The sequence below is a fragment of the Arthrobacter sp. UNCCL28 genome (assembly GCF_900102805.1).
Lineage (GTDB): Bacteria > Actinomycetota > Actinomycetes > Actinomycetales > Micrococcaceae > Arthrobacter > Arthrobacter nicotinovorans_A.
The window spans coordinates 12,240-27,482 of the sequence record NZ_FMWE01000008.1 but is presented as its reverse complement, the minus strand read 5'-3'; the positions used below and the strand labels follow the sequence as shown (position 1 = coordinate 27,482).

Annotated in this window: 17 protein-coding genes and 1 pseudogene; 9 read left to right on the top strand and 9 right to left on the bottom strand. The window is 63.7% G+C overall.

Annotation, left to right across the window (positions count from 1 at the left end; genetic code table 11):
• Window positions 1–5 precede the first annotated feature (5 nt).
• Window positions 6–410 (top strand): acyl-CoA thioesterase, encoded by a 405-nt coding sequence (locus BLQ01_RS18460; protein ID WP_091553462.1) that lies wholly within the window; start codon window positions 6–8, stop codon window positions 408–410.
• Window positions 411–498: 88 nt separating this feature from the next.
• Here the strand turns inward: BLQ01_RS18460 and BLQ01_RS18455 are convergent, their stop codons facing one another.
• Entirely contained in the window at window positions 499–1,032 is a 534-nt protein-coding gene (locus tag BLQ01_RS18455) for an ABC transporter permease family protein (RefSeq protein WP_026541151.1), read from the bottom strand.
• A gap of 266 nt (window positions 1,033–1,298) precedes the next feature.
• Here BLQ01_RS18455 and BLQ01_RS18450 point away from each other — a divergent pair, with 266 nt between their 5' ends.
• The gene (locus BLQ01_RS18450) at window positions 1,299–2,183 is read left to right on the top strand and encodes a PaaX family transcriptional regulator (RefSeq protein WP_026541152.1); all 885 of its coding nucleotides are present in this window, start codon (window positions 1,299–1,301) and stop codon (window positions 2,181–2,183) included.
• Here the strand turns inward: BLQ01_RS18450 and BLQ01_RS18445 are convergent, their stop codons facing one another.
• Entirely contained in the window at window positions 2,184–2,966 is a 783-nt protein-coding gene (locus BLQ01_RS18445; RefSeq protein ID WP_175493489.1) for a VOC family protein, read from the bottom strand. It lies immediately after the preceding gene.
• Window positions 2,967–3,177: 211 nt separating this feature from the next.
• Window positions 3,178–3,819, bottom strand: a complete 642-nt coding sequence (locus BLQ01_RS18440) for an NADPH-dependent F420 reductase (RefSeq protein WP_091553671.1) — start codon at window positions 3,817–3,819, stop codon at window positions 3,178–3,180.
• A gap of 82 nt (window positions 3,820–3,901) precedes the next feature.
• Between BLQ01_RS18440 and BLQ01_RS18435 the strand changes: the two genes are divergently transcribed.
• Window positions 3,902–4,216, top strand: coding sequence for a hypothetical protein (locus BLQ01_RS18435; protein ID WP_223944177.1), 315 nt, complete (start codon window positions 3,902–3,904; stop codon window positions 4,214–4,216).
• Complete coding sequence (locus BLQ01_RS18430) at window positions 4,206–4,922, top strand: HAD family hydrolase (RefSeq protein WP_091553460.1); 717 nt, start codon at window positions 4,206–4,208, stop codon at window positions 4,920–4,922. The genes BLQ01_RS18435 and BLQ01_RS18430 overlap by 11 nt, the downstream gene beginning before the upstream one ends.
• Before the next feature lie 207 nt (window positions 4,923–5,129).
• Here the strand turns inward: BLQ01_RS18430 and BLQ01_RS18425 are convergent, their stop codons facing one another.
• Complete coding sequence (locus tag BLQ01_RS18425; protein ID WP_091553458.1) at window positions 5,130–5,573, bottom strand: hypothetical protein; 444 nt, start codon at window positions 5,571–5,573, stop codon at window positions 5,130–5,132.
• A gap of 124 nt (window positions 5,574–5,697) precedes the next feature.
• The gene (locus BLQ01_RS18420) at window positions 5,698–6,309 is read right to left on the bottom strand and encodes an NADPH-dependent FMN reductase (protein WP_091553456.1); all 612 of its coding nucleotides are present in this window, start codon (window positions 6,307–6,309) and stop codon (window positions 5,698–5,700) included.
• A gap of 196 nt (window positions 6,310–6,505) precedes the next feature.
• Here BLQ01_RS18420 and BLQ01_RS18415 point away from each other — a divergent pair, with 196 nt between their 5' ends.
• The 5 genes and pseudogenes from BLQ01_RS18415 (at window position 6,506) to BLQ01_RS18395 (ending at window position 10,446) form a co-directional block, all read left to right on the top strand.
• Window positions 6,506–7,852, top strand: a complete 1,347-nt coding sequence (locus BLQ01_RS18415; RefSeq protein WP_254779533.1) for a Re/Si-specific NAD(P)(+) transhydrogenase subunit alpha — start codon at window positions 6,506–6,508, stop codon at window positions 7,850–7,852.
• Window positions 7,852–8,127 (top strand): annotated as a pseudogene (locus BLQ01_RS18410) (NAD(P) transhydrogenase subunit alpha); the annotation flags it as partial. The gene BLQ01_RS18415 and the pseudogene BLQ01_RS18410, both read left to right, overlap by 1 nt.
• A 170-nt stretch (window positions 8,128–8,297) precedes the next feature.
• Complete coding sequence (locus BLQ01_RS18405) at window positions 8,298–9,671, top strand: NAD(P)(+) transhydrogenase (Re/Si-specific) subunit beta (protein ID WP_091553453.1); 1,374 nt, start codon at window positions 8,298–8,300, stop codon at window positions 9,669–9,671.
• A gap of 83 nt (window positions 9,672–9,754) precedes the next feature.
• Window positions 9,755–10,009, top strand: a complete 255-nt coding sequence (locus BLQ01_RS18400; RefSeq protein ID WP_026547700.1) for a hypothetical protein — start codon at window positions 9,755–9,757, stop codon at window positions 10,007–10,009.
• Between the two features lie 89 nt (window positions 10,010–10,098).
• Window positions 10,099–10,446 carry a hypothetical protein gene (locus BLQ01_RS18395; protein ID WP_026541161.1) on the top strand — a complete coding sequence of 116 codons (348 nt, stop codon included), beginning with the start codon at window positions 10,099–10,101 and terminating at the stop codon, window positions 10,444–10,446.
• 85 nt (window positions 10,447–10,531) lie between these two features.
• Here BLQ01_RS18395 and BLQ01_RS18390 read toward each other — a convergent pair whose 3' ends face one another.
• From BLQ01_RS18390 to BLQ01_RS18375, 4 genes are all read right to left on the bottom strand, one after another.
• Window positions 10,532–11,449: an ACT domain-containing protein gene (locus BLQ01_RS18390; protein WP_026541162.1), complete on the bottom strand. Its 918-nt coding sequence runs from the start codon at window positions 11,447–11,449 to the stop codon at window positions 10,532–10,534.
• 158 nt (window positions 11,450–11,607) lie between these two features.
• Window positions 11,608–12,072 (bottom strand): large conductance mechanosensitive channel protein MscL, encoded by a 465-nt coding sequence (gene mscL / locus BLQ01_RS18385; protein ID WP_026541163.1) that lies wholly within the window; start codon window positions 12,070–12,072, stop codon window positions 11,608–11,610.
• Window positions 12,073–12,264: 192 nt separating this feature from the next.
• The gene (locus BLQ01_RS18380; RefSeq protein WP_091553451.1) at window positions 12,265–13,548 is read right to left on the bottom strand and encodes a D-arabinono-1,4-lactone oxidase; all 1,284 of its coding nucleotides are present in this window, start codon (window positions 13,546–13,548) and stop codon (window positions 12,265–12,267) included.
• Between the two features lie 29 nt (window positions 13,549–13,577).
• Window positions 13,578–15,128, bottom strand: coding sequence for an aldehyde dehydrogenase family protein (locus tag BLQ01_RS18375; protein WP_254779532.1), 1,551 nt, complete (start codon window positions 15,126–15,128; stop codon window positions 13,578–13,580).
• Between the last annotated feature and the right edge of the window lie 115 nt (window positions 15,129–15,243).

The following is a 15,243-nucleotide window of genomic DNA, read 5'->3' as shown; positions in this document are numbered from 1 at the left end:
TGGTCATGGACAGGTTTCCGGAGGCGAGCGTCGAGCGAACGGTGGAGTGGGTGGACACCGACGCCTCCGGACACCAGCACAATTCAGCCATCCTGCGCTGGGTTGAGGCCGCCGAAGCCAAACTCTTCCGCCTGCTGGACTTGCCGGATTACTTTCCCAACGCTCCCCGGGTCCAGCAAGTGATCAACTACAAGGCCAAGCTGTGGTTCGGCCAGCGCATTACCGCCATGGTGAAGATCCAGGCGCTGGGCCGGACCTCCATGACAATGGCTTTCGAGGTAACGTCCGACGCCGGTGAGGTTGCCGCTTACGGGACGGTCACCACCGTGCACGTCCCCCAGGGGACCACTTCTGCGCAGCCTTGGCCGGAGCATCTGATCCGGGCGGTCAGGGCTGGGCAGGAAAGTTAGCCCCCTCCGCCGGGATGGCAGTTAATGACAATGTCGAGCTCTGGGACTGTCATCAACTGCCATCTCGGCGTTTGGGGGTGTGGGGCTTCTAGCGCAGGCCCTTGAGGATGTTCTTGGGGCGCTGCATCTCTCCATGCTTGGCGCCGAGGATGATGACCCAGCCGGCGAATGCGGGAATGGCCCACTGGAGTGCTTTCAGCTGCGTTTGGGCGGCCTTCAGCTCGTCCGATGCCCCGGCGCGCGGTTCGGTTGCACCCTCGGCCCCTTCACCGGAGAGTTCGTCCACTTTCTTGCCCACAATGCCTGCATACAGGGTGACGGCAGCGCCTGCCAGGGTCACGGCCGTCTTGTAGACGGTGTTGGCCGCAACGCTGTCCTGCTTGGCGATCCGGCCCTTGTTTTCCCATGCGATGGCCAGGTCTGCCGCCAGGTGCCCAGCGAAAGCCGCAGTCTGGATCGGCGCCCACTTGCCCCAGCCCTTGCTTGAAAGGCGGGTCCGCTCGGTGGGGTCTTTTGCCTCTGCTGCGGCACCATTGAGTCCGATGGCCCCCATCAGCGAGCCGCCGAACCATGCTGCGGCGGTGAGGTCGTGAATGGAACGGGCTACGAGATTTCCTGCCATGATGTGCTTCCTATCGTTGATACGGAAAGGACCCTTCGAGGCCGCGGGGCCTCAAAACAGCGTAGTTCTATAGTAAGCATGCTTACTAAGGCGGGGCCACCCGTTGGCGCGGCGGGCCACCCGTTGGTGCGGCGGGGCGACCCGTTGGTGCGGCGGGGCCGTGGCCGCTCGCACGGTTGGATGGCGCCGAGTCGATGGGGACTGTGACCGAACCTATGATGAACTGGACTGGCGCCTGATGAGGGCGCGGAAATGAGGCTCTCCAGATGTTCGTCGTTCCGGCACCCCCGGTGCGCCACCAGCAGTTGCTCGTTACGATCTTCGGCCTCTACGGCCGGAACGCGGGCGATGCCTTGCCGGTTTCTGCGCTGATCTCCATGCTGGGCTCGCTCGGCTATGACGCGCCGGGCGTGAGGTCGTCGGTTTCAAGGCTCAAGGCGAAGGGCGTGCTCAAGAGCGTCCGCGAAGGCGGGATCGCCAAGTACAAGATTTCCGAGTCCGTCAGCGATGTGTTCCGTGAAGGTGACAAGCGCATCTTTGCCCCGGAGCAGCCCGCCCCGGTTGATACCTGGGTGCTTGCCGTCTTTTCGGTGCCTGAGTCCATGCGCAACCGCCGGCACCAGCTGCGCTCCGCATTGCTGGCGCTGGGGTTCGGTTCAGTGGCCAACGGTGTGTGGATCGCGCCGGCCCACAAGCTGGAGCAAGCCCGCGAACGGCTCACTGCCGGCGGGCTGATTGAGTTCGTGGACCTGTTCCGGAGCGACTACGTTTTTGATGGCCCCATGCGGCCCAAAATCTCCGAATGGTGGGATCTCAAGGAACTTGACGAACAATTTACCGAGTTCCTTGGGCTGTATGAGGGTGCGGAACAGCAGTGGACGCAAAGGGTCGGCGACGATCCTGAAAGGGCCCTGGCAGAGTCCACGGAAGAGCTGCGGCGCGACGCTTTCCGTTACTACATTCCCATGCTGACAATGTGGAGGAAGTTCCCTTACCGGGACCCCAACCTGCCCACCGACTACCTCCCGCCGGAGTGGCATGGGCCCGCGGTCCGCAGGACGTTCCAGGCAGTTCACCGCCTGGCAGCACCCCTGGCCGCAGCCCATGCACACGAGATCATCGCAGAAGCGCTGGATCCTGCGGCGGCCTGATTAGTCGCTGGTCCGTGGGGCATCAATGACGCCGAACACTTCGCCTTGCGGTCCCCGGACCACTACCATCCGCCCCAGTGCGTTCTCTTCCACGGGGCCAAGGAGGGTGGCCCCGAGCTCTACTGCCCGGGTGGCTGTTCCGGCAACGTAATCGCTGGCGAACCACGTCATCCAGTGGTTGGGGGCGTGATCGGGAAGTGCGGTGTCATGATGCACCCCGCCCACTTCCCGGCCATCGAAGGGCCGGCGGATCGTGGAGTAGACAAGGCCTTCTTCACTAACGTCCTGGTAGCTGACGTCAAAGACCTCCGCGTAGAAGGACCGGGCTGCGGAGTAGTCCCGTGTATGGAGTTCGTTCCAGCAGAGGGCGCCATGCTCATTGACGCGTTCAGCGCCGATATGGGTGCCGGCCTGCCACACGCCGAACGTTGCACCAGCACTGTCTGCGGCAAGGGCCATCCGGCCGGATTGGTTGACATCAAAGGGCTCGGCAAGCAGCTGCCCTCCGGAAGCGACGATTTTCTTGGCCGTGAGGTCAACATCGTCCGAGGCCAGGAACGTCGTCCAGGACGTAGGCGTGCCGGGATCTTGTTTGGGCCCCATTCCCGCCACGGTGCGGCCCCTCAGCTGGGCCAATTGATAGCCCCCGGCTTCCTGTCCGCCGGACACAAATTCCCAGCCGAACAGGTCTTCATAGAACGCCTTCGCCGCTTCGGGGTGGTCCACGCCCAGGTCCACCCACAGGGGAGTTGCTGCGGGCCAGTTTGAAATCTTGGTGGACATGGGACTCCTCGGGTCGGGGCGCTGGCGATGTAGCTGCTTCCCCAGGTGCTCGATGCGCCAAGCACCTAAGGAAGCAGCCACCCATAAAGTGCGCCGTTGGCCCGATTCGTGACACTGTTTCCGGCCACTTTTTCAAGGCACCGTGCCGCGCAGCAGTCCATCGCAAGGCGACGCGGGAGCGTCGGCCGCGCCCCGCCGTCGTGCGTGAGGGTTAGACGGTGCGGCTCGCCTTGGCGAGGTTGTCCTGAAGCTCGACGGCGGTCTGCCGGACGACGTACGCGGGACGGTCGCGTTCAACGCGCCAGCTGTCTTCCAGGGGGCCAATGTTGACGGTGTCGAAACCGAATTCGTCGTAGAGCTTGGTGACGAGCCCGGCGGCATCCGGGAAGTCGCTCGCGGTGGCCAGCGCCCGACGGTTGGGCGTGCCTGCAGGGGTGCCGTCGGTAGTGATGTCCTTGGCGAAAATGTGGTTGAAGCCCTTGGCCACCTTGGACGTCGGGAGATGCTTCTGGAGCAGGCCGGAGGTGGTGGCTTGGCCGTTGTCCAGCTCCGGGATGCGGCCATCGCGCTCCCAGTAGTAGTTGTTGGTGTCGATGACGATCTTGTCCTCGAGCGGCTCTACCGGGATGTCCTGATAGTTTTTGAGGGGTACGGTCACGACGGCGAAATCGCCTGCCGCTGCTGCCTCACCCGGCGTGGCGGCACGGGCCCGCGGTCCCAGTTCTGCCACCAGTTCACCGAGGGTTTCAGGTCCCCGTGAATTGCTGATGACGACGTCGTAGCCCAGCTCCACGGCTTTGCGCGCGATCTGGCTGCCAATGTGTCCTGCTCCGATGATTCCGATTGTTGTCATGCAGGCGGCAACCAAAAGTTGCACGCGCGTATTTCCCGCGTTACGCAATATTTCTATGAGGCCTATACTAAGGAGTCTTACTATGCTGGTTGGCATCGAAGACGAGGAGGTAGCGATGGCCGGACATTTGGAACTGGTTGAAACGCCTGATGGGGAATATCGGATTCTGATGGTGGACGGCGAGGACGTCCTGATGGGACTTTCCAAGCAGTTTTCATCAATGGATGAGGCTGTGGAGGGAGTTGCCGCCATCAGGGAAGTGGCGGGAACGGGCCTTCTTCGCCCGGCTTCAGCTGAGCGCTACGCGGTGCTGATGCTGGAAGAACCCGTCATCGATTCCGCACTCGCCGAGCAAGGGGCGCGGACCCAAGCGAAGGCGGTCAACTGTGGCAGCTGAATCAACGCCGCATAAGAAGCGCGGGATTCTCTTCGACGTGGACGGGACCCTGATCGATTCCAGCTACTTCCACGCCATGGCCTGGTGGCAGGCCTTCCGGCGGGAAGGCCTGGACATCGAGATGTCAGCAATCCACCGGCGGGTGGGCATGGGAGGCGACCGGCTGATCCAGAGCCTTCTGCCCGACTGCACCGACGAGATGCAGGAAGACCTGAAGAGTGCCCACGGCGCAGTCTTTTCAACATTCTGGCCGACGCTGAGGGCATTCGACTCGGCGCGCGACCTCCTCGCGGCATGCTCCGATGCTGGACTGGCCGTGGGCTTGGCGTCGTCGGCTCAGCAGCGTGACCTCGAGGTCAGCCGGCATATCCTCGACGCCGGATCCTCGATCGACGCCTGGACCAGCTCCAACGACGCCAAGGAGAGCAAGCCGGCGCCGGACATCCTGGTTGCGTGCCTGGAAAAGCTCGGAATCAGCCCCGAGGACGCCGTATTTGTAGGCGACGCGGTTTGGGACGTGAAAGCCGGCGCGGCCATTGGTGTTCCCGTGGTTGGACTGACCTGCGGCGGAATCAGCGAAGCGGAGTTGCGCGACGCAGGTGCCGCGGAAGTTTATGACAATCCACGGCACCTGCTGGAGCACCTGGAAAGCAGCATCGTGGGCCGGCTCGCTGCGGGGGGTCGCGCGGGGCTTAGCGGGACGTAAGCCCCTGCGGGTTGGCCGGGTTGGCCGGGTTGGCTGGCTTGGCTGGCTTGGCTGGCTTTGGTTGGACGCAAGCGCCTGCGGGTCGGAGTGGAGGGCCCGAGGGCCCGCCGGTGCAGGCTGGCTTCAGCGCGCGGGGGCTTAGCGGGGCGGCTGGGTTGGTTGGACGCAAGAGTCCTGATTGCGGAGCCGTGGAGCTGTCCCGGGCGACTACCGCTGGGAATCGCTGATGCCCTTGTCCCGTCCACGCCGGTTGCGTGCGGTCCAAATAATCAACGCAATGATAATTACCGCGGCTACACCGGCCAGTACCCAGGGAGTGGCGTCGGTGCGGGTCTGTTCCTGGGGATCGGACTCTCCGGTCCCGGGGTTGGCCGGGCCGCTGCCTGCAGGGTTGGGTGTGCTGGGCGCACCGGATGAGGGTGCAGGGTTGGTTGGCGTTTGAGTCGAAGGACCGGACGGGTTGGTGGAATCCGCGGTGGGCGTCGGTGTCGTGGCGGCCACGTTGCCTTGGGTGGCGCTGGCCTGGGCGGCACTGGCCTGAGCAGCACTTGCTTGATAACCGGGCGCTGCGCTGGCTGCGGCCGAGGTCGCGAGCATGGAGCCTGCAATAAGGGCGAATGCCGCTGTAGTGGTGGCTAGTCTTCGAAACATCGTTACCTCCAGGGGTCTAGGGGGTTTTCGTTATCCTCACACTAGTAAGGATACTGACTAAACCGTCCTGGTGGGTGATTTTCGGGGGTGCCGCCCGGGCACAGGGGCGGCACCCATTCCTTTCCTAGCGGGTGAGTTTGGCGGAATCCGGTTCCTGGTCGCCGATGTGGCCAGGTGCGTTGGCGGCGAGGACACGCTGCACGAACGCGCTGTATTCCTCCATGTAATGCCGCAACAGGGCAGCGGTGCCTTCGTCCTTAACTGAACCGTCGTCGTCGTACGCGTCCGCGACAAAGCGGATGTACGCCTCAGGTGCGTTCAACTGCGGTGCGTCCAGGAAGCTCAACACACTGCGCATGGACGACTGCATCACCGCTGTCCCGATGCCGCCCGGCGATGCGCCAATAATTCCCGTGGGCTTCCGGGCAAACGAGTTGGTGCCCCACGGACGCGAACCCCAGTCGATGGCATTCTTCAGGGCGCCGGGGATGGAACGGTTGTATTCAGGGGAGATGAAAAGGATCCCGTCCGAGGCCGCGATCGCATTCTTAAGTTCGCGTCCGGCCGGCGGGAAATCGGCGTCGTAGTCCGAACTGTAGAGGGGAAGGTCCTTGATGGCGATCTCATGGAACTCAAGCTCCGGAGGCGCAACGCTGATCAGCGCCTTGGAAAGAACCCGGTTGATCGAATTGCCCGCCAGGCTTCCCACGAAATAACCGATTTTGAAGGTATCCATAGTGGCGTTCCTTTCCGACGGCACGGCCGGAACCGGCTCGTCGACGGTGTGGTGGCTGGTTGCCCCCAGCTTCCACCGACCCTAATGGAGTTGTGCACATAGCGCAGCCCCCTACTCCCGCACGGACCCTTGCAGTCATAGACTCATGCCAACTGGTTCAGGAGCGTTCGGGAGAGTTCAGGAAGTGGGGTGGCGGGTGAGAGCAGGCATTGCGCGCGAGGCGCTCGACGGCGAGAGACGCGTGGCCGCCACGCCCGAAACGGTCAAGCAATTGATCGGGCTGGGCCTGGAAGTTCAGATCGAGTCCGGTGCCGGATTGGCATCCGGGCACAGCGACGACGATTACCGTCAGGCAGGCGCATCCGTGGTGCAGTCCCTGAATCTGGGGGCCCTGGATGTTTACTGCCACGTCCGTCCCATGGAACCGTCGACGGCGGCAGCCCTCCGCCGGGGTTCGGTCACCGTCGGATTAGGGTCACCGGCCTCCGAATTGCCTACCGTGCGGGCGCTCGCCGCAGGCGGGATCACCGCTTTTGCCCTTGAACTGGTTCCCCGGATCTCCCGCGCCCAATCCATGGACGCGCTGACGTCCCAGGCCTTGGTGGCGGGCTACCGGTGCGTCCTTGAAGCGGCCATGCGCTTGCCCCGCTTTTTCCCGCTGTACATGACGGCAGCCGGGACCATTCCGCCCGCCCGGGTGCTGGTGTTGGGCGCCGGTGTTGCCGGACTTCAAGCGATCGGCACAGCGAAGCGGCTCGGGGCCAGGGTTTCGGCCAATGACATCCGTCCGGCGTCGGCGGATGAAGTAGCCTCCATGGGCGGAACGTTCATCAAGCTGGACCTGGAAACCGCTGAGGCCTCCGGTGGCTACGCACGCGAACTCAGCGCAGACCGGGGGGCCTTGCAACGGGCACTCCTGGCGCCGCATGTGGCCCAGTCCGACGTCTTGATCACCACCGCCGCCGTTCCCGGCAGGAGGGCGCCGCTCCTGGTGAGCCGGGACATGGTCCAGGGCATGAAACCTGGCTCCGTGGTGGTGGACCTGGCCGCCGAATCGGGCGGCAACGTCGAAGGAAGCATCCCGGGGCAGGATATCCCTATCCCCACAGCCGACGGCCAGGGCGTTGTGACGCTGGTAGGCATCAAGGACGCCGCCTCCGCAATGCCCGCGGACGCCTCCCGCCTTTACGCAAAGAACGTGGCCAACCTGCTGGCGCTCATGACCAAAGACGGCAAAGTGTCCCCGGATTTCTCGGACGAAGTCGTGGCCGGGACTTGCCTGACCCACGACGGTCAAGTCCGGCACGCCCCCACCGCAGAGGCGCTCACGGCGTTTGCTGGCGAGACTGTGCCCGTCGTCGGTGGGAGTGCCGGCGTAGTTCCACGCGGCGGTCCCTCGCCTGGCAGTGTTCCGCCGGGCGGTGCCGGTTCCGGCAGTCTCCCGCCGGGCGATGCGGCTTCCGGCAGTTCCTCGCCTGGAAGTGCGGCTTCCGGCAGTCTTCCGCGCGGCGGTCCCGCACCCGGCAGTGAAGGAGTGCGCTGATGGACGGCATGAGCCTGCTGACCATTACAGTCCTGGCAGTGTTCGTGGGCTTCGAGGTTGTTTCCAAAGTCTCCAGCACCCTGCACACGCCCCTCATGTCAGGCGCGAACGCGATCCACGGGATCATCCTGGTGGGTGCCATCATTGTTGCGGGACAGGCTGCGGATCCGTGGGTGTTGGCGGTCGCCCTGCTGGCTGTCGTCCTCGCTACGGCCAACCTTGTAGGCGGGTTCGTGGTGACCGACCGCATGCTGGAGATGTTCCGCGGACGGCAACGGCCGCCGTCGAACGTTGGACAGCTTGGCAGCACTGGCGGCACTGGCGGCACTGGAGGTGCAGGAGGCGCGGCAAGGTCTCCAGGTCAGGCAGATTCTGGAGGTCAGGCGGGTTCCACGGCAGCCCGGCCGGTCGACTCCGCGGGTCCAATCAAAAAGGGGCGCCGGCAATGACGCTGCTGAACCCCACCTGGACCGCGCTTCTGTATCTCGCCGCGGCAGCATGCTTCATCCTGGCCCTGAAGGGCCTTAACTCGCCCCGGACGGCGCGGCGCGGAAACCTGATCGGAGCCTTGGGTGCCCTGGTGGCCGTGGTCACGGTGTTCCTCTCCATGAAACTGGATAACATCCCCTGGATCCTGGGGGCCATTGCCGTTGGCTCCGGCGTTGCCGCCCCTGTTGCCCGACGGGTGCAGATGACGCAAATGCCCCAGCTCGTGGCACTCTTCAACGGTGTGGGCGGTGGGGCTGCGGCGCTCGTGGCCTTGCTTGAACTTTCCCACACGGATGATCCCTGGGTTCGGCTGGCCATCGTGTTCACCTTGCTGGTGGGGGCGGTCTCCTTCGCCGGATCAGGTGTCACCTTTGCCAAACTCCAAGGGCTCATGACCACCCGGCCCGTGACTTTCCCCGGACTTCCCATCCTCATGGCCGTGGTGCTGCTTGCTGCGGTAGGGGCAGGGGTGGCCGTGATCGTCACAGGCTCGCTTGCGCTGGCACTGGTGCTGCTGGTCCTGGGTCTTTGTGCCGGCATCCTTTTGGTTCTTCCGGTGGGTGGTGCCGATGTCCCGATTGTCATCTCGCTCCTGAATGCGTTTACCGGCCTTGCCGTGGCAGCGTCGGGGCTGGTGCTGGGCAACGTTCTTTTGGTGGTGGCCGGGACATTGGTGGGCGCATCTGGCACCATCCTGACCCGGGCCATGGCCGCCGCGATGGGGCGGAGCGTGGCGGGCATCATGTTCGGAGCGTTCAAGGGCGGCTCCACTGCCGGATCCACAGAGGTCAGCGAACGGCCGGTCCGGTCTTCCAGCGCGGAGGATGTGGCGGTGCTCCTGGGGTATGCGCAGCGGGTCATCATTGTGCCGGGGTATGGCTTGGCAGTTGCCCAGGGACAGCACACTGCCGCCGAGCTCGCCTCAGCCCTGGAAGCGCGGGGCATTGAAGTCGACTTCGCCATCCATCCCGTGGCAGGACGAATGCCCGGACACATGAATGTACTGCTGGCCGAGGCCAATGTGCCCTATGAGTCGCTGAAGGAGATGGGTGACATCAATTCCGAATTCAAGACCGCCGACGTTGCTTTGGTAGTTGGGGCCAACGACGTCGTGAACCCTGCAGCGAAGACCACCTCCGGATCGCCGATATACGGAATGCCAATCCTCGAGGTCGCCGACGCCCGGCAGGTGGTATTCCTCAAACGCTCAATGCGGCCAGGATTCGCCGGTATCGAAAACGAACTCCTTTACGAACCACAAACCACCTTGCTCTTCGGAGACGCCAAGGATTCCCTGACAAAGGTCCTCGGTGCCGTGAAGGGACTCTAGGAAAAATCGTTGAACCGCGTCATGTACTGGGCCGTGGCGGCACAAGTCTCTACAGAAGGCTTGTGACCGCTAGGAGTATTGACGTGCAGGACAGTAAGAAGGAGTCGGCGCCCGGGCCGCGTTTCGTCGAAGCGGAAGGCCGGGCCGTGACCAATTGGCGGATCCTCGTGGGTCAGACGGTTCAGGTTTGGCGGTACAACGAGATTGTCGACCAAGGCTGCGTGGAGTCTGTGACCTATGACGGAAAGGTTCTCTGGCTTGCCCAAAGCGGACCCATAGAGCGGCGGTTGGTTGAGAAAGAACGCGGAACCGGTCTCCGGCTCAGGCTCATGGACTGAAAGGCTTTCCTGGCCGGTCGGACTGATCCTAAGCTGGGCTGCACGAAGTACCCAATCATGTACGGCCCACATCCAAGGGAGGTTCCGACGTGACCGTAAAACTCAATAAGAAGGCCTATGATCACGCGAAACGTTTGATTCAGGACGGCAAAGTAGTCAAGGACATCCGCGATGACTGGAGTGAGCACGCTCCCTCCACCAAACAAGAGAGTGCCTTTCTGGACAAGCACGGGCACGCCGAATATTCCAAGTGGTTCCTGGGTGTGGACGACGAACACCCGGAGGACCAAAAGGGCCACTACAAGTTCCCCATCGGGGATTTCAAGAAGATCCACCGCTGCGGTGTGATCGCGGCCGAGAGCCGGGCGGGGCAGTACGACCACGACGACATTCGTGAGGCCTTGGGCAAACTGCTGGAGAAGATCGACCAGGACTGAGTTTAGTCACCCGGCTGATCCACTCCCGCCTACTTAGGAGAGTTCAAGCGGCGTCCACCCGCCCCGCAAGTGGCCCTTTGTTCCCCTACCCGGGCGGGAACACCGCGACCCGAGCGGGTGGGCTTTCCATGGAGCCCGGACTGTGTGCCAGGATTTCCGCGAGCTCCGCCAGCCGGTGTGCCCTCGCCGATTCTGCCAGCGAGAAGGGTTCACCTGGCCGGGAGAATACCAAGGGTCCGTGCCAGGCGGTCGGGATCTTGAGGATGTCAGCGGACGGCCCGACGGCGGCACTCAGGTTGGGGGCCGGGTGCTCGGGATCCACTTGGACGATTTTCGCGGACAGGAGCTCGGCAACCGCGTGTGGAAGTTCCTTCGGGTTTCCCGCAATACGGGTGGCGAGGCTCAAAGCCTTGGTTTGGCCATCAGCCATAGCCAAGGCGGTGGTGGGCCACACCTGGGAATCCCGCCCGCCGCCGTCGTCCAGTGCCTTTAGCAGTTCAAGCTCGGTGAGCTCTCCAGGGGCGGACAGCACAAACTCATCCATCACCGACTGGGTAAGCTCCCCGGAAGGGGACTGCGTTCCGGGCATCGGATGCACGTGGACGCTGAGGATGTTGCTGTCCAGTTTGGCCAGGGACTTGGTGATTTTCTGCAGGGAACCAGGCTGGTCGAGAAGCACAGTCCGGGCACGCCAAAGGGAAGGTGCCAGATGCAAGGTGCGTCTCTGGCGGAGGGCTGCCGCGTGCAACCACCGCCTGAGCACCTTGGCAGCCGACGGCTCTGCTACCCATATGACCAGCACGGTTGCGGTGACGGCCAGGAGCACGACCTTGGCTGCGTACGGGAGATGGGTTCCCACCACGGCAGCATGGACCAGCAGTTCGATGGGAAGCATCACGGCGATATTGGCCAGGGTGAGCCGGGCCTTGGGCGGTTCGGGGAGTTGGCCACAGGCATCGCAGAGGAGATCCGCGGTGGCCGGAGTGCTCGCGCTGGGCTTCATGCTTTCATGCTGGCTTGTCCCTGTTTCGAACCCGTTGCTTGTGCGTCACGTTCCTGGGACAGTCTCGTGAACACGCAAGAACCCGGCGTTCTCAATGGGAGAACACCGGGTTCCTGGCGAAGAAACGGGAGGGATCGCTCGCGGAGAGCGGCCAGTTCCTAGCGGGTGCGGTCGGAATCGAAGTCCGGATCCACGCCTTGGGCTTGTCCTGCATTGCGGGCGGCAGCAGCATCCTTCAGGAGATCGCGGATCTCGGCAAGCAGGGCGGTGTCCGCCGGCAGGGGCTCTTCCTCGGGTTCCTCCGTGGAGAGACGGTCCTTGACCAGGGAATTGATCTTGTTCATGGGGGCCACGAAGATGAAGTAGACCACGGCAGCGGTGATCAGGAAGGTCACCAGGGCGGTCAGGACGGCGCCGAAGTTGATGAACGTTGCCGGGTTGTCCTGCCAGATCCGGAAACCGAGCCCGTCGGCGTTCATACCGCCGGCTGCCGCGATCACGGGGTTGATGATGTTGTTGGTGAATGCTGCAACGAGCGCGGTGAAGGCACTGCCGATAACCACAGCAATGGCCAGTTCGATCACGTTGCCGCGAAGTATGAAGTCTTTGAAGCCCTTGAACATGGATGGTCCTCCCAATAGGTGCAGTGTCTGCCTCCAGCAGTGATCAAAATACCACTCGGAAGTTTCCAGCTGGTGTAACCGGGATGTGAGTGAGGGTTGGCGGGAAGGGGGTGGGATGTGAGTGAGGGTTGGCGGGAAGGGGGTGGGATGTGAGTGAGGGTTGGCGGGAAGGGGGTGGGATGTGAGAGATGGTCAGCCGAGCAGCGACCTGGTGTGGTCGTTGAGGAACATTCCCTTGGGATCGAACTCCCGCCGGACCTGGATGAAGGTGTCCAACTCCGGGTAGAGGCGTTCGAGGCGGCTGCGGGTCATGAAGTGGATTTTGCCCCAGTGGGCGCGCGGCTCGAATTCCTGCAGCACGGCGTCGGCGTCACGGAAGAACTGCCAGTAGTCGGTTCCGGGCTCGGTGGTCAGGGTGATGACGGTGCTGTCTCGGCCTTGGAACTGGGACATGTAGGCGTCGTCGGACTTCACCCAGCGGACCTCCACGGGGTATTTCTGCTCGGGGTACCTGCTCCGGATCAGCTCCTGGATGGCTTCGGCGGCCACCAATCCGTCCTCGCTGCGGACAAAGTACTCCAGCTCATGGAACTGCGTTGTGAATCCGCCCGGATAGATGCGGTAGGAACGGTCCAACCGGGCACCTTCAACAGTGGAAAGCTGGCTCTCGTCCTGGACTGAAGCCGCGTTGTAGCGCTTGGTGTAGCTGCGGCCGCCCATGCTGTGATCCGGCGAACCGGGCAGGTCAAGGAGTTCACACGAGTCGTCCCCGGGGCACCACAGGAAGGAGTAGTGCCGGTTGTTGTCGATGTCGGCCTGCCACGTGGACCTGGTTTCCGCCCACGTGGGGTAGGTGATCTCTTCCTGCAGGTAGTAGCTGTCCTCCACGGCCAACTCGACTTCCAAGAAGATCCCCAATGTGCCCAGAGCCGTCTGGGCTGCGCGAAGTTCCCGTATCTGGTCCTCGCCGATTTCCACGATCTCGCCGTAGCCGTTGATCAGCTTCACCCAGCGCAACTTGGAAGAGAAGCTGCCGAGGTCCTTGCCGGACCCGTGCGTGCTGGTGGCCAGTGCGCCTGCGATCTGCTGTTTGTCGATGTCGCCCTGGTTGCTCAGCGCCAAGCCCTTGTCCCACAAGGCGTCCCCGAAGGCGTTGATGGTGGTGCCGGCCAATGCCCGGGCTCGGCGCCCTGAACGATCCGTGCCGGTGATGGCTGAGAGCCCGGACATGTCCATCAGGACCCCGCCGGTCTGAACCAAAGGCGAGGACGAGTGCCCTGAGCCGACCGCCCGCACAGGCAAGCCCTCGCGGATGGCGAAACGGACGGCGTCGAGCGCTTCTTGTTCATTCCCGGGCCGTACGGTGAAGGCGGGCGTAGCACTTTGGTTCCCGCCCCAGTTGGTCCACGTCGCGTCCGTGGTGAAGGGGGCTGTGGGGGTAGCTGCGGCAGGTACGCCCGAAACATTGGTGGTCATGGTGAAAGCTCCGTTGCTTGTCCGTGCGCTTACGCGCCGTGGTTGATCATGACGTGCTTGGTGCGCGAGTAGTCATCCAGGGCGTAGAGCGAGAGGTCGCGGCCGTAGCCGGAACCTTTGAATCCGCCCCACGGTACCTCGCAAGCCAGGACCAGGTGGGCATTGACCCACACGGTGCCGAAGTCCAGCTGCTTGGGAATCCGGAGGGAAAGGCTTGAATCGCGTGTCCAGACCGAGGCTGACAATCCGTAGGGGCTCTCATTGGCGCGGGTCACCGCTTCTTCGGTGGTGCTGAAGGTTTCCACGGTGACCACCGGCCCGAAGATTTCATGCGTGGCGATGTGTGCCCCTGCGGGCACGTCGGTGATGACTGTGGGCTCAATGAAGTAGCCGGGACCTTCCAACGCGGAACCGCCGATGGCGACTGTGAGGCCTGCGGCCCGTGCTTCAGCCAGCGCTTCCTTGACCCGTTCAAAGTGCGGGAGGGAGATCATGGGGCCGATTTCGACGTCGTCCCCGGCGTCGGGCGCGCCGATCACCAAAGTGCTGACCTCCCGGACCAGGTGACTGGTGAATTCTTCGGCTACGGACTCGTGCACCAGGACACGGCAGGCGGCACCGCAGTCCTGGCCGGCATTCCAAAATCCGGCGTTCCGGACACCGGCAGCAGCTGCGCGGAGGTCGGCGTCGGAGAAGACCACAACAGGGGCCTTGCCGCCGAGTTCCAAGTGGACGCGTTTGACCGACTTCGCCGCTGTTTCGGCCACCGCCTGGCCGCTGACCACACTGCCGGTGAGGGCTACCAGCGCGATGTCAGGGTGCTCGGAAAGGCGCTGCCCAACGGTCCGGCCGCGGCCGGTGACCACGTTGAGGATGCCATCCGGAATCCGTCCGGCCAGCACTTCCACGAGCTTCAGCGTGGACAAGGGGGTCTGCTCGGAGGGCTTGATGACGATGCTGTTGCCGGCGGCAAGGATGGGGGCGATCTTCCAGGCAGCCATCAGCAGCGGGTAGTTCCATGGCGTGATGACGCCCACCACGCCTACGGGTTCGCGCAGGATCACCGAGGTGTGGCCGCTGGCGTAGTCACCGCCGGCCATGGAGGTGAGGGTCCGCGATGCGCCGGCCATGAAGCGGAAAGTGTCGATGGTGCTGGAGACGTCGTCCTCGGCCACGGCTTGCGGCTTGCCGGTGTTTGCGGACTCGATGGCCTCAAAGTCGGCCCGGTTCTCCTCGATGATGTTGGCAATGAGATTCAGGACGTCGGCGCGTTCCTTCGGGGTAGTGGCACCCCAGGTTTTTTGGGCCACGACGGCGGCGGCAACAGCGGCGTCCACGTCATCGGCGGTGCCCGCCTGGACTGAGGCGATGACGGCCTCGGTGGCGGGATCAACGACGTCGATCAGGAGCCGGGTGGAGCCTGGGACGAAGGAACCGTTGATGAAGTGCCCCGCCGGAGGCAGGGGCAGAGACAGGGGGAGTTGCAGGGGCTGCGGGGACATCGGGTGTTCTCCGGGGAGGGAAGCTTGGGCGTCGGGGGCTGGGCGTCGGACGGTGAACTGTTCGGTCTGGGTGGTCATGGTGATCCGCTTTCAGGAAAGGTTTGGTCGGGGGCGGTGGCCGGATGAAGCGGTGGCCGGAGGAGTGGCTGGCCGGAGGACGCTGGGCGGATGAGGTGCCGGTCAGGGGTGGTGG

What these genes read in the sequence shown, in the direction of transcription:
- BLQ01_RS18460 (WP_091553462.1), top strand. Translation starts at nt 6, where the DNA reads ATGGACAGGTTTCCGGAGGCGAGCGTCGAGCGAACGGTGGAGTGGGTG.
- BLQ01_RS18455 (WP_026541151.1), bottom strand. Translation starts at nt 1,032, where the DNA reads ATGGCAGGAAATCTCGTAGCCCGTTCCATTCACGACCTCACCGCCGCA.
- BLQ01_RS18450 (WP_026541152.1), top strand. Translation starts at nt 1,299, where the DNA reads ATGTTCGTCGTTCCGGCACCCCCGGTGCGCCACCAGCAGTTGCTCGTT.
- BLQ01_RS18445 (WP_175493489.1), bottom strand. Translation starts at nt 2,966, where the DNA reads ATGTCCACCAAGATTTCAAACTGGCCCGCAGCAACTCCCCTGTGGGTG.
- BLQ01_RS18440 (WP_091553671.1), bottom strand. Translation starts at nt 3,819, where the DNA reads ATGACAACAATCGGAATCATCGGAGCAGGACACATTGGCAGCCAGATC.
- BLQ01_RS18435 (WP_223944177.1), top strand. Translation starts at nt 3,902, where the DNA reads ATGCTGGTTGGCATCGAAGACGAGGAGGTAGCGATGGCCGGACATTTG.
- BLQ01_RS18425 (WP_091553458.1), bottom strand. Translation starts at nt 5,573, where the DNA reads ATGTTTCGAAGACTAGCCACCACTACAGCGGCATTCGCCCTTATTGCA.
- BLQ01_RS18420 (WP_091553456.1), bottom strand. Translation starts at nt 6,309, where the DNA reads ATGGATACCTTCAAAATCGGTTATTTCGTGGGAAGCCTGGCGGGCAAT.
- BLQ01_RS18405 (WP_091553453.1), top strand. Translation starts at nt 8,298, where the DNA reads ATGACGCTGCTGAACCCCACCTGGACCGCGCTTCTGTATCTCGCCGCG.
- BLQ01_RS18390 (WP_026541162.1), bottom strand. Translation starts at nt 11,449, where the DNA reads ATGAAGCCCAGCGCGAGCACTCCGGCCACCGCGGATCTCCTCTGCGAT.
- mscL (WP_026541163.1), bottom strand. Translation starts at nt 12,072, where the DNA reads ATGTTCAAGGGCTTCAAAGACTTCATACTTCGCGGCAACGTGATCGAA.
- BLQ01_RS18380 (WP_091553451.1), bottom strand. Translation starts at nt 13,548, where the DNA reads ATGACCACCAATGTTTCGGGCGTACCTGCCGCAGCTACCCCCACAGCC.
- BLQ01_RS18375 (WP_254779532.1), bottom strand. Translation starts at nt 15,128, where the DNA reads ATGACCACCCAGACCGAACAGTTCACCGTCCGACGCCCAGCCCCCGAC.